Annotated in this window: 17 protein-coding genes; 15 read left to right on the forward strand and 2 right to left on the reverse strand. The window is 64.6% G+C overall.

Features of this window, described 5'->3' with window-relative positions; genetic code table 11:
• Positions 1–26: 26 nt before the first annotated feature.
• Genes fliD through E1742_RS05625 form a run of 11 tightly spaced genes read left to right on the forward strand, consistent with a single transcriptional unit; the run spans position 27 to position 8121 of the window.
• The gene (gene fliD, locus E1742_RS05575) at positions 27–1415 is read left to right on the forward strand and encodes a flagellar filament capping protein FliD (RefSeq protein ID WP_134383931.1); all 1389 of its coding nucleotides are present in this window, start codon (positions 27–29) and stop codon (positions 1413–1415) included.
• Positions 1416–1464: 49 nt separating this feature from the next.
• Positions 1465–1851: a flagellar export chaperone FliS gene (gene fliS, locus E1742_RS05580; RefSeq protein ID WP_134383932.1), complete on the forward strand. Its 387-nt coding sequence runs from the start codon at positions 1465–1467 to the stop codon at positions 1849–1851.
• Entirely contained in the window at positions 1844–2155 is a 312-nt protein-coding gene (locus E1742_RS05585) for a hypothetical protein (RefSeq protein ID WP_134383933.1), read from the forward strand. The genes fliS and E1742_RS05585 overlap by 8 nt, the downstream gene beginning before the upstream one ends.
• Positions 2156–2157: 2 nt before the next feature.
• A complete protein-coding gene (locus E1742_RS05590) occupies positions 2158–3342 on the forward strand; it encodes a flagellar hook-length control protein FliK (protein WP_134383934.1) in 1185 nt (394 codons plus the stop codon).
• 6 nt (positions 3343–3348) lie between these two features.
• The gene (locus tag E1742_RS05595; protein WP_134383935.1) at positions 3349–3864 is read left to right on the forward strand and encodes a flagellar basal body-associated FliL family protein; all 516 of its coding nucleotides are present in this window, start codon (positions 3349–3351) and stop codon (positions 3862–3864) included.
• Positions 3865–3916: 52 nt separating this feature from the next.
• Positions 3917–4687, forward strand: coding sequence for a FliA/WhiG family RNA polymerase sigma factor (locus E1742_RS05600; protein WP_134383936.1), 771 nt, complete (start codon positions 3917–3919; stop codon positions 4685–4687).
• A 28-nt stretch (positions 4688–4715) separates the two neighbouring features.
• Entirely contained in the window at positions 4716–5630 is a 915-nt protein-coding gene (gene motA, locus E1742_RS05605; protein ID WP_134383937.1) for a flagellar motor stator protein MotA, read from the forward strand.
• On the forward strand, positions 5614–6594 hold the full coding sequence (locus E1742_RS05610; RefSeq protein WP_229466546.1) for a flagellar motor protein MotB: 981 nt from the start codon (positions 5614–5616) through the stop codon (positions 6592–6594). The genes motA and E1742_RS05610 overlap by 17 nt, the downstream gene beginning before the upstream one ends.
• A 38-nt stretch (positions 6595–6632) precedes the next feature.
• Positions 6633–6902 carry a flagellar biosynthesis anti-sigma factor FlgM gene (locus E1742_RS05615; RefSeq protein WP_134383939.1) on the forward strand — a complete coding sequence of 90 codons (270 nt, stop codon included), beginning with the start codon at positions 6633–6635 and terminating at the stop codon, positions 6900–6902.
• Complete coding sequence (gene flgN / locus E1742_RS05620) at positions 6903–7349, forward strand: flagellar export chaperone FlgN (protein WP_229466547.1); 447 nt, start codon at positions 6903–6905, stop codon at positions 7347–7349.
• Positions 7336–8121, forward strand: a complete 786-nt coding sequence (locus E1742_RS05625; protein ID WP_134383940.1) for a glycoside hydrolase family 73 protein — start codon at positions 7336–7338, stop codon at positions 8119–8121. Before flgN ends, E1742_RS05625 begins: the two co-directional genes overlap by 14 nt.
• Positions 8122–8372: 251 nt before the next feature.
• On the opposite strand, the gene E1742_RS05630 is transcribed toward E1742_RS05625, so the two are convergent.
• Together E1742_RS05630 and flgA are read right to left on the reverse strand one after the other, a co-directional pair.
• Complete coding sequence (locus E1742_RS05630) at positions 8373–8528, reverse strand: PEP-CTERM sorting domain-containing protein (RefSeq protein WP_134383941.1); 156 nt, start codon at positions 8526–8528, stop codon at positions 8373–8375.
• A 246-nt stretch (positions 8529–8774) separates the two neighbouring features.
• Entirely contained in the window at positions 8775–9551 is a 777-nt protein-coding gene (gene flgA, locus E1742_RS05635; protein WP_229466548.1) for a flagellar basal body P-ring formation chaperone FlgA, read from the reverse strand.
• 51 nt (positions 9552–9602) lie between these two features.
• Between flgA and flgB the strand changes: the two genes are divergently transcribed.
• From flgB to E1742_RS05655, 4 genes are read left to right on the forward strand one after another with little or no spacing between them, the layout of a single operon-like run.
• Positions 9603–9965 carry a flagellar basal body rod protein FlgB gene (gene flgB, locus E1742_RS05640; RefSeq protein WP_134383942.1) on the forward strand — a complete coding sequence of 121 codons (363 nt, stop codon included), beginning with the start codon at positions 9603–9605 and terminating at the stop codon, positions 9963–9965.
• Between the two features lie 25 nt (positions 9966–9990).
• Positions 9991–10404 (forward strand): flagellar basal body rod protein FlgC, encoded by a 414-nt coding sequence (gene flgC / locus E1742_RS05645; protein WP_134383943.1) that lies wholly within the window; start codon positions 9991–9993, stop codon positions 10402–10404.
• Positions 10404–11108 carry a flagellar hook capping FlgD N-terminal domain-containing protein gene (locus E1742_RS05650; protein WP_134383944.1) on the forward strand — a complete coding sequence of 235 codons (705 nt, stop codon included), beginning with the start codon at positions 10404–10406 and terminating at the stop codon, positions 11106–11108. Before flgC ends, E1742_RS05650 begins: the two co-directional genes overlap by 1 nt.
• A 12-nt stretch (positions 11109–11120) precedes the next feature.
• Positions 11121–12332, forward strand: coding sequence for a flagellar hook protein FlgE (locus E1742_RS05655; RefSeq protein WP_134383945.1), 1212 nt, complete (start codon positions 11121–11123; stop codon positions 12330–12332).
• Positions 12333–12350: the final 18 nt, after the last annotated feature.

The following is a 12350-nucleotide window of genomic DNA, read 5'->3' on the forward strand; positions in this document are numbered from 1 at the left end:
CTCAATAATTTCCTCGGAGCACGAAAATGGCACTGACTACCCCGACCTACGATCCGAAAAGCACGGCAACCACGCTGGCGAACGCCTATATCGCGGACCGTCAGTCGCTGCTGACGAACCAGAACACCGCGGCCACGGCCACCGGCAAGGCGCTGTCCAGCATGAGCTCGGCCATGAGCGCCTTCGAAGGCGTGCTCTCGAAGCTGACCCTGAAGAAGTCCGTGCTGGCCAATGCCGCCACGTTCAGCTCGACCGTCGGCACCGCCACGGCCAACACCACGGCCGCAGCGGGCAACTACCAGTTCTTCGTCGACCAGCTGGCCACGGCCAACCAGGCGTCGTACAGCAATATCTCCGACACCACGCCGATGTCCGAGGCGGGCACGATCAACGTTGCCGTGGGCACGACCAGTTTCGCCGTCGACCTGACGACGGCCGACAAGAGCGCCGACGGCAAGCTGTCGGTGAAAGAGCTGGCGGCGGCGATCAACGCGGCATCGGGCAACGGCTCGAAAGTCACGGCATCGACGCTGACGGTGAACGGCGTGCAGCAGCTGGTTCTGACGGGCACGGACACGGGCGCCGGCAATACGGTATCGATCAGCGGCACCGCCCTGCCCGCCGGCGCGCTGAAGGATGCGCTGGCGCTGGCCGGCAACCGCAAGGACCTGGTGGTGGCCAAGGACGCCATCGTCTACCTCGGCGACAAGGCCACCGGCACCAAGCTGCAGCAGCCGTCGAACACGTACACCGTCATCGACGGCGTGACGATGACGTTTACGAAAGCCCAGGCCGCCGGCGAAAACCCCGTCAGCCTGACGGTGGGCACGGACTCGTCCGGCACCCAGGCCAATGTACAGAGCTTCGTGGACGGCTGGAATGCGCTGATCAAGACGCTGCAGGGCCTGACGGCCGCCGGCGATGCGGCCAGCGGCAAGGACGCGGGCGTCTTCAACGGGGATGCCGGCGTGCAGTCGCTGCGCACCCGCCTGCAGGCGGTGCTGCGCCAGGAAGTGAACGGCGTCAGCCTGGTGAACTACGGCATTACCGCCCAGCGCGACGGCACGCTGGCGCTGGACACGGCACGCCTGACCAAGACGCTGGCCGCCAACCCGACGGGCCTGGACGCGATCATGGGCTCGGCCAGCATGGTCACGCCGTCCGGCGTCATGGGCGGCCTGGACAAGCTGATGGACCAGTGGACGGATTCCACGAACGGCCTCTTGAAGACGCGTCGCGAGAGCAACAGCAAGCAGACCAGCGCGATCATGGAACGCCAGGCCCAGCTCGACACGCAATACTCGGCGGCCTACACCCGCTACCTGAACCAGTTTACGCAACTGCAGACACTGCAGGCGCAGATGACGAACAATACGAGCATTTTCGACGCGCTGTTCGGCGACAAATCCAAATAAGAGGACGGCCGCCAAGCCGGCCGCCGCACGAACATAAACGGACCCAACGATGAATCACGACGCTTACGGCGAATACTACTCGACCAACCTGGACGCGCAGACGGCGCGCGCCTCACCCGTCGAACTGGTGCTGGTGCTGACCGACGGCCTGCTCGAAGAGCTGGCGCGCGCGCGCGGCCATATCACGGGCAAGCGCTATGAAATGAAGGCCGCCAGCCTGGACAAGTGCACGCAGATCATCAATGGGCTGTCGAGTTCGCTCGATTTCGACAACGGCGGCGAAGTCGTCGCCAACCTGGGCCGGCTGTACGACTACTGCGTGGCACGCCTGTACCGGGCCGGCATGGACATGGATCCCGCCATCATCGACGAGGTCGTCGGGCTGCTGACGACGATCCGCACGGGCTGGCAAGGCGTCCAGGCCAAGCATGGATAGGCAACAGCAGCTGCTGCGCATGGCGCAGCAGCTGTCCGCCGCCACCGCTGCTTCCGACTGGAACGCGCTGGCGGAACTGAATACGTTGATGGCGTCTTCCTTGCCGGCCATGGCCGCCCAGGGCAAGTGGACGCCGGCCGACAGGGCGGCCCTTGCCGCCCTGCGCCAGTTGCACGGCGAAGCCGTGCGCAAGGCGGAAGCGGCCAGCGCGGAACTGGGCAAACACCTGCAGCATATGTCAACGCACAAAGAGGGCTGGATGGCGTATGCCCTCGATAACGAATTTGCCGGAACCGAAGCTTAAAAATGATGATGAACTTCCCCTCCGCGCCGGCTGGCGCGACCGCAGCGGACACCACGCTGCCGGGTGCCAACGCCGTCGGCGTTGCCGCTCCCACTTCCGCCCCTGCCGATGGCTCGGCCGCGCCCGTCGGTTTACCCCTGCTGTTCGGGCAGCTGCTGGACATGGCCGGGCTGACCGCCCCTGCCGCCGCTGCGCCTGCCGCGACGGAAGGTGACGCCAGGACCGAGGGCGCCGTCAATGCCGCCGAAGGGAATACGGACGAGGCGCCACTGGCGGCAATGCTGCCGGGCGCATTCAACTTCACCGTCCTGCCGGTCGTGCAGATGGACGCTGCCGCTGCCGCCGCCAAGGCGACCGCGGCCGGCGCGCCTGCTGCGGACGGCGCCACCGGCCAGGTGCGCAATATCACATTGCTGGGTGCCAATGCGGACAACGTCCGCCAGGCCGCCGCGGATGCCATCACGGCCGCCGGCCGGCTGGTGACGGACCGTGCGCAGCAAGCCGCCGCGCTGCCGGTCGCGCCCGTAAAGGGCGACGACACGGCGCAGGGCAGCACCCGCTCGGCAGTGCCGACGAGCACGACAGCCAGTGCCGGCACGGCCAGCACCGCCGCGCCCGTCACCGCCGTGGCACACGATGCGGGACTCGCGTCCGACAGCAACAGCCGCGGCGACCAGAATCAGCAGAACACGTCGTTCCGCGGCGTCATGGCAGCTTCCGCGCCCGTCGCGACCGACCCGGCTGCCGCGCCGGACACGGTCAAGCTCGCTGGCAATCCGAACGAATGGCAGCAGCCGCTGCGCGCCGCGCTGGGCGAGCGCCTGCAGATGCAACTGCAGCGCAACAGCGAACACGCGGTCATCCGCCTGGACCCGCCCAACCTGGGCAGCATTGAAATCTCGATCCGCCACAGCGCCGGCGCGCTGCAGGTGAACCTGTCGGCCAGCAACAGCGATGTGCTGCGCCAGCTGAACACGGTCAGCGACAACATGCGCAGCGACCTGTCGCAACGCCAGTTCAGCGACGTGGCCGTGACGGTCTCGGCGTCGAACGGCCGCGGCCTGGCCGACGGCAACGGCGGCGGCCGCCGCGGCGAGCAGGAGCAACAGGAACGCGTTCCTGGCCGCGCCCTTTCCGAGGGCGACCAGCCCTCCTCCACCTTTGCCATGCTGACCGGGCAGGAGTAACGATAAATGAACAAGAAGATGATTATCGCCTTCGCTGCCGTGGCGCTGCTGTGCGCTGGCGGCGCGGGCGGAGCGGTATGGTATTTCGCGGCGCCGAAGGCGGAGGCCGAAGCCGAGCATGCCGAAAAGGACGACAAGCACGCCAAGGGCGATGCCAAGGCGAAGAAGAAGAAAAAGGAAGAGAAGTCGGAAGAAGAAGCCGAGCCGCTGAAGTACCTGACGGTCGACAAGGTCATCGTCATGCTGCGCCGTAGCCCGAACGATGGCGTCTCGCACTACCTGTCGGCCGACCTCGTGGTCGCCACGCCCGTCAAGCGGGAAAAGGAAACGAAGGAGCACCTGCCGCTGCTGCGCAGCGTGGCCGTGCGTCACCTGTCCGACCTGTCGATGGAAAAAGCCCAGGCGATGACGATCGACCAGTTTGCCGCGGCGCTGAACACCGCCTACGAGGAGACCTACGAGGAGAGCGGCCGCGAGCAGCCCTTCAAGGAAGTCATGATCGGCAAGCTGATCATCGAGTGAACGATCGTCGAACGATGCAAGATGAGCGCGGGCCAACCACAATGAGGCAAGCATGGCGTTTGTAGCGACCGAAAACACCACGGAAAGCTATGGCGAGAGCTATGGCGAAAGCTACGGCGAGGCGTTCGCCGCAACCAGTGCGGCCGCGGCGATGAGCCCGGCCGCGGAACAGAAACACCTGCTGGCGTACGCGCCGCTGGTGAAGAAAATCGTGCGCCAGCTGAACTCCCAGGTGGGCGGCGCCATCGACCGCGAGGACATGGAGCAGATCGGCCTGATGGGTCTGCTCGAAGCGCTGCGCCGCTATGGCGAGCCGGACGTGGGTTTCGGCAGCTATGCCAGCCTGCGCGTACGCGGCGCCATTCTGGATGAGCTGCGCCGGCAGGACTGGCGTCCGCGTTCCGTGCGCCAGCAAAGCCACAAGCTGCGCGACGCCGTGCGGGCGCTGACGCGCAAGCTGGGGCGCGAGCCGACCGAACAGGAAGCCGTGGCGGGCCTGGGCATCACCGCCGACGAATACCTGACCTACCAGCTCGACGAAGGTGCCGAGGTCATGGCCAGCTTCGACGACCTGCTGCAGGACCAGACCGCCGACAGCGGCGCCGGCAGCACGCCCGGCCCGGAAGAGGCGCTGATGGTCCGGCGCAGCCTGGAGCAGGCCCTGACGGGCCTGAACGAGCGCGAACAGCGCGTCGTGCAGATGTATTACGAGTTTGAGCTGAGCTACAAGGAAATCGCGGCCGTGCTGGACCTGACGGATGCGCGCGTGTGCCAGCTGAACAAGGCGGCATTGAACAAGATGAAAGCCGTGCTGCAGGCGTAAGTCAGGCACGAGGAAAAGGAACTTCACCATGCAGCAAATTATTGGCTTTGTGATCATTTTCGGCAGCGTGTTCGGCGGCTACGTCCTGATGGGCGGCACGTTCGCGGCCATCTGGCACCCGATCGAGGTGCTGGTGATCGCCGGCGCCGGCCTGGGCGCACTGGTACTGGGTAACCCGGGACACGTCCTGCACGAGCTCACTCACCAGCTGAAGAAAATTGTCGTACGCAAGAAATACGATTCGGAATTCCAGCGTCAGCTGCTGTTGCTGATGTACGAGCTGCTGCAACTGGCCGCCGGCGGCCTGAAGGCGCTGGACGCCCACGTCGAGGCGCCGAAGGACAGCGCCATCTTCCAGCGCTACCCGCTGGTGCTGGAGGAGCCGAAGCTGCTGGCGTTCATCGTCGACAACTTCCGCCTGATGGCGATGGGCAAGATCAACGCGCACGAGCTGGAAGGCGTGCTGGAGCAGGAGCTGGAGCTGATCCACGAGGAACTGACGCAGCCGGCCAAGTCGCTCAACAAGATCGGCGAAGCCATGCCCGGCTTCGGTATTCTGGCGGCGGTGCTGGGCATCGTCATTACCATGGGGACGGTGGGCGAAGGCGCGTCGTCCGGCGAGATCGCGGAGAAGGTCGGCGCAGCGATGGTGGGGACGTTCATCGGTATTTTCCTGTGCTATGGCCTGATCGACCCCGTCTGCAACATGCTCAAGCAGCTGGTGGGCGAGGAAGCGTCGACGATGGAAATCGTCAAGGTGGTGCTGGTGACCCACGTGGCGGGCAAGCCTGCCCTGCTGGCAATCGATGCGGGCCGCCGTCTGGTGCAGCTGAATACGAAACCAAGCTTTGCGCAGCTGGAAAGCTGGATCACCGCAATGGAAGGCGGCGATGACGGCGGTGGCGATTCGCGTCGGGGAGGTGGCCGTGCTAAAGCCGCATGACAAGCACCATGAAATGACGATCGTCAAGCGCGGTGGCGGCAAGCACGCGCATGACGAACACGGCGGTGCATGGAAGGTGGCGTTCGCCGACTTCTGCCTGGCGCTGATGTGCCTGTTCCTGGTGCTGTGGCTGATGGCCTCGCGCAATACGGAAAGCCTGGAACAGATCCTGACGGAATCGGACGGCAACAAGACCAACCAGGGCAAGGGCGTCATGCCCGAACAGATCGGCGGCCCGCGCGGCAGCCTGATCGACCGCATGCCGATGCCCCGCACAGGCAATGGCAATGGCAATACGGATGGCAAGAACGTCAACGGTCAGAAGGACAGCCCGCAGACGGCGCCGTCGAAAGTCAGCTACGAGACGCCGGACGACCTGAAAGCGCTCGCCAAGGCACTGGCGGAAATGAGCACGGACGCCGGGCTGGCGGGCAACCTGCAGTCCGTCATCACGCCCTATGGTTTGCGCGTCATGCTGCACGATACTGATCGACAAGGCATGTTTGTACGGGGTAGCGCCATCCCGACGGGCAAATTTACGACACTTATGCGCAAGATGGGCCCCCTATTTGCACAGATGGAGAACCAAATGCTGATCGTGGGGCACACGGATTCGTTACAATATGCCGATACCAGCCACTCCGCATTTTCGAACTGGAATCTGTCGTCGAACCGTGCCATGTCCGCGCGGGCTCAGCTGCTTGCGGGCAGCATGCCGTCAGACAGCGTTCTCCAGGTGGTCGGCATGGCCGACCGGGCGCCGCTCGACACGAAACACGCCGCCGCCGGCATCAATCGTCGTATCGAGCTGCTGATCCTGACCCGCGGCCAGGCCAGCGCGATTGCCGCGATGTTCGGCATGCCCGGCAACAAGGAGTCGTTGGCGCCGGGTGTCGATGCGGAGCTGCCGGACGTCAACGTACTGAAACAGCTGCGCGACAAGCTGCTGCCCGGTGGGAGGTAACGGACATGGCAATTGAAACCAAGTCAAGAGGTCAACGTATGCGTATTTCCAGTGGAGCCCCAGGCACCGTGCTCGTCCAGACGGTCAGCGACAGCGCACCGGCCGAGGCCGTCCGCACCCCGGCCCGGGCCGCCGGCGAAACGCTGCAGTCGGCCGTGATGCAGCCGGCCCTGCAGGCAATGAAGGACATGCCCGATATCGACCATGAAAAAGTGGCCATGCTGCGCGACGCGCTGGCCAAGGGGGAACTGCCGTTCAATCCGGGCAAGCTGGCCGGGCTGATCCAGCGTTTCCACGGAGAGCGTTGAGTGGTCGGTATCGTTACCCCGGCGGCCCTGTCGCGCCAGCAGGCCATGCAGCAGCTGCTTGCTGGCGTGAACGAGGACAAGGATGCCTACCGCACGTTGCTCGCCCTGCTGGACGAGCAGTTCGATGCGGCCATCCGCCACCAGCGTGAACGGCTGGGCACTCTCGCAGAGGCCATCGGTACGCTGGTCGACACACTGGAAGCCCGTCGCGCCCGCCGCGTCGAGCTCGCGACAGCCTTGACGGGTGCGCAGCCGTCGATGGCACAGGTTTTCACCTTGCTGCGCCCGGAAGCACGCGCGAAAGTACAGGCCGACTGGGCCGGACTGGAGTCGATGGTGCAGGCGGCCAAGGCGGCCGGCAAGCGCAATGGCGACTTGCTGGCCGAACAATACACGATCATGCAGCGTGTGCTGCACGGTGAGAACCAACTCTATGAACCGCTCTGATTTCATGTTCCCGACGACGCCTACGCAGGCCACCGCGGCCACCGCTTCCAACATGTCGGCGGCACGCCCTGCCCTGCCTGCCGCGTTCAGTGGTGGCAGCGCCCCCGGCGGCTTCTCGACGGCATTCCGCCAGGTCCAGTCCGACGTGGCCGCGTTTATCGCACATGGCGGCGGCGACAGCGCGTCCTCCGGCGCCGAGCTGTCGGCCGATGGCGCAGCACTGCGCGCACGGCTGGCGGCCAGCGTGCTGGGTGGCGCAGACAGCACTGGCGCCATCGAAGGCGCGGCGGAAGCCGGTGGTATCGACAAGAACCTGCAGCAACAGTTCCTTGCCTCGATCCGCCCCTATGCCGAGGAGGCCGGCCAGAAGCTGGGGGTCTCGCCCGACATCGTCGCGGCCCATGCGGCACTGGAGTCGGGCTGGGGCCAGCGCCCGCTGCGCAACGGCACGGCGGACACCAACAACCTGTTCGGCATCAAGGCCGGCTCGTCGTGGCAAGGCGACGTGGCGTCGAACGTCACGACCGAATACGAGCACGGCGCGGCACTGAAAAAAGTGGAGAAGTTTCGCAGCTACCCGGACCAGGCCAGCGCATTCCGCGACTATGCCAGCCTGCTGAGCAACAACCCGCGCTACCAGAACGCGCTGAATGCGGGCAACGACGCGCACGCGTTCGCCCAAGGCCTGGCACAGGGTGGCTATGCCACCGATCCGGCGTACGCGCAGAAGCTGTCGAAGCTGGCGGCGCGCGTGGCGAAGACGGATTACTGATTTTTGGGGACTGGCTCCTTCTCCTGCCTCCTTCAAGGCAAATGTCTTCTGACAGGTGCCTGCATCTGAAAAGGTCCGCAGGCTTGTTCTTCAACCGGAACCAGGAACCGGGGTCGGACCCGTCGGGTCTGACCCCGGCCCTGCGCCGTTGGGTTCAATCCCGATCGCCGGCCGCTGACATCATTCTTAACTCAGCGCCATGCGTACCAGTCCACGGCCGACCGCTACTCCCTGACGCATCCGCGGTCAGCTCAGCTTTTGCCCCACCGGCGTAACGCCAGCGCTCCCAGCCCCAGCAGCAGCATCCCATACGTGGCAGGCTCGGGCACCGGCTTTAGCACGATATCGCGGCCGAACAGCGTGAAGCTGGAAAAGTCCGGATGGTTACCGCCGTTGTTTTCCCACATGATCCACTACGTGCCGTCCAGCGTCTGTCCCGGCAGGATGGTTTCGTTATCGAACAGCCATGCCCCGCCCTCGTTGCCGGCGTGGAGGGCGAACACCAGGTCCAGCCCGGCGATCGTCGTCGCCATGTCATCCAATTTAGCAGCCCCACGAGGCCGCGCCGGCGCACATGCCGCGCCCTTGACGATCTTCTAAGTGTCTGACATTCCGACAGTAGTCGCGATACGAATTCCGCATAAAGCCTTCAGTCAGTCGACTGGCTCGACCTGACCGACGTCCGTCACGCGCGCCCGGATCGTCACGCCGCTGGCGTTTTTCACACGGACCGTGGCACCACGTGCGCCCGTGTCCATTGCCTCTCCCGCCATGCTGACTTCGACCTGGTCCCGTTTGGCAACGATGCGCACGGCTTCGCCCCGCTTGACGAGGGTCGGTGCCGCCAGCATGTTTTGCCGTAAAACGGTGCCGGCGCGGATGGTGCGGCGCGCCGCCGTTTCCTGCAAAACAGCCAGATCGCCGAACGCGTCGGGTGTGCCGGTGATATCGTGGCGCTCCAGCAACACATCTTCCGGCGCCAGTATTTTCCCACTTGACAAGTCATTTGCCGCAATGGCAACGCGAGCCGAAATCCGCGCACGGGTGACGAATTCATAGCGCCACCCGCCCGCGTCTGGACAGATTGCCACGAAGCGCATCCGCGCAGGACTGCGTACATCCTGCGCCTCCACTCTGGGGACGGCATTGCACGGTCCGATCGGCCGTGTGTTCCTGACAACCTCGACTGCAAACTCCGGTTCGACCCAGTTGGACAGTTCGGCATGCCGCTTTAGTTCGACTTGCGCCGCGCGCTGCACCTGGGCGGCAAGCTGTTCCGGCGTGACTGGCGCGGCCTCGGAAACTTTAATCGTTCCGATGAGCAACAGAGGCACAATCCGAGGTAAAATTCTTGTGTTGAACATGGGCAATACCTTTAAACGGGAAGTCAGATCGGTCGACACGTTTGAAGCAATCTGTGACGTGGCCATTTTACATGGGCTGTTCCGCCATGTAGGCGGCTCATTGAAGGAGAGAAACAAATGGGAATCAATTTCAAGGACGCGACCGGCGTCCACGTCGATGCGCTGCAACTGCGTTCCGAACGCACGCGCATCCTGGCGTCCAATATCGCCAATGAGAATACGCCAGGCTACCAGGCCAAGGACATGGACTTCACGGCGTCGATGGCACGGCTCCAGGTGAGCGAGGAAGGCGGGCTGAGCCTGCTGTCCGACAGCGATCCGCTGTACCGCGTGCCCTTCCACCCGACGGTCGACGGCAACACCGTCGAGATCGGCGTCGAGCAGGCGGCGTTCTCGCAGAACGCGACCGACTTCCAGACCAGCCTCACCTTCATCAATATGAAGCTGAAGGGTCTGGCCAAGGCCATCAATGGTCAGTGATCAATCCCGCACTCCGGAGTAAGCGATGAGCTTCAAGGATATTTCCCAGATCGCCGGCTCGGCGATGGCAGCACAGACCGTGCGCCTCAACACCGTTGCATCGAACCTGGCCAATGCCGATTCCGTCGCGGGCAACGAAAACGATACCTACCGCGCCCGCAAGCCTGTCTTCGCGGCCGTGATGAACGACAGCTCCGATGGCGTCGGCAGCCGTGTTCAGGTGCTGGACGTGGTCGAAAGCGCGGAGCCGCTGCGCAAGGTCTACGAACCGGACAGCCCGATGGCCAATGCCGAGGGCATGGTGTTCTACCCGAACGTCAACCAGGTGGCCGAGATGACGGACATGATGTCTGCCTCGCGCGCCTTTGAAACGAATGTCGAAGTGCTGGGCCGGATCCGGACCATGCAGCAGTCCCTTCTGAAACTGGGTGAAATGTAATGGAAACGAATCTGTTCACGAACGCGGCCGGCGCCGGCGCCGCCAATGCCGGCGCCAACGCGGCGCCGGCAGCCAACACGATGAGCGACAGCAAGGAGATGTTCACCAAGCTGCTGGTCGCGCAGATCCGGAACCAGGATCCGCTGGAGCCATCGGATCCGTCGCAATTCGTCCAGCAGCTGACCCAGCTGTCGCAGACGGAAGCGATGCAGAACCTCGCTTCGCTGACCAGCAACAGCGCCAGCGTGCTGCAGAGCATGCAGGTGCTGGCCATGGGCGGCCAGGTGGGCTCGGAAGTCATGGCCCAGACCGATACCGTCAAGCTGGACGGCGCGAAGGTCAACGGCGCCATTACGCTGTCGGGCAACAGCAGCAAGACGACGCTGGTGCTGACCGACGGCGCCGGCCAGGACCACGAACTGGCACTGGGACCGCTGTCGGCGGGACAGGTGCCGTTCTCGATCGATCCGACGGCGATGGGTCTGCCGGCCGGTTCTTACAAAATGAAGGTTGTCACCAGCTCGGGCGAGCTTCCACCGGTCGATATCGCCGGTCGCCTGAACAGTGTCCGCCTGGGCTCGAACGGCAGCATTGTGCTGAGCATCGCCAACGTGGGCGAAGTCGCACCGAGCAACGTTACCGCTTTCAACGGTAAATCCTCCACCGCTGTCGCCGCTGCCGGCGCTGCCAACACCACTCTGTAAGGACTCAAAGCCATGAGTTTCAATATCGCACTGTCCGGCATCCAGGCCATCAACGAGCAGCTCAACAGCATTTCCAACAACATCGCCAACGCGGGTACGTACGGCTACAAGGCGCAGCGCGCCAACTTCTCGTCGATGTACGCGGGCTCCCAGCCGACCGGCACGCAGATCGGTTCGACCACGCAGAACATCTCCCTGACGGGCGGCGTGCTGAACACGGGCCGCGCCATGGACGCCTCCATCGACGGCCGCGGCTTCTTCATCAGCAAGACCTCGACGGGCCAGGAAGTCTACAGCCGCGTCGGCATCTTCACGAAGGACGGCAACGACTTCCTGGTCGACAGCGCCGGCCGCCGCGTGCAGGGCGCCAAGCTGACACCGGGCGTTGCCGCACCGGGCCCGAAGGGCGACATCGTCGTGCCGACCACCACGCTGCCGGCCAAGGCATCGACCGAAATCGACTTCGCCGCCAACCTGTCGGCCGACTGGAAGAAGCCTGCGGGCACGTTCCCGGCCGCGCCGACGGCCGCCACGCCGCCCGATCCCTCGACCTACAACATGTCCAAGACAACGCTGGCGTACGACTCCCAGGGCAAGGCCCATACGGTCACGCAGTACTTCTCGCGCACGTCCGACACGTCGCTGACCGTTGACGTGCACACGCTCGTGGACGGCGCGCCGGCCGCTACCGGCCAATCGTCGCAGCTGACGTTCGACAACGCCGGCAAGCTGACCGCCGGTGCGACGAATTCCGTCACGTTCAACGCGGCGCCTGCCGCGAACGTGGCACTGACCGTGGTTTACACCGGCACGACGTTCCAGGCCGGCGAAGCGACGACGTCCACCAACGTCGCCAACGGCTACACGACCGGCCAGTACGTCGGCGTGGAACTGGGCACGGACGGCAAGGTCATTGCCAAGTATTCGAACGGCGAGCAGCAGGCCGTCGGCCAGATCCTGATCGCCACGATGTCGAACGAAGACGCGCTGACGCCGGTGAACGACACCAGCTGGGTGGCCAATGCCGACGTCGGCACGATTACCGAAAGCAATCCGGGCGAAAGCGTTGCCGGCGGCCTGGCGATCGCCACGCTGGAAGGCTCGAACGTGGACATCACGTCGGAACTGGTCGGCCTGATGGGTTCGCAGCGTAACTACCAGGCGAACTCGAAGGTCATCACGACCGAGAACGCGATGCTGCAGTCGCTGATGCAGGCCCTGTAATCGTCTACCGGATCCGAG

Source organism: Pseudoduganella plicata (assembly GCF_004421005.1).
GTDB classification, from domain to species: domain Bacteria; phylum Pseudomonadota; class Gammaproteobacteria; order Burkholderiales; family Burkholderiaceae_D; genus Rugamonas; species Rugamonas plicata.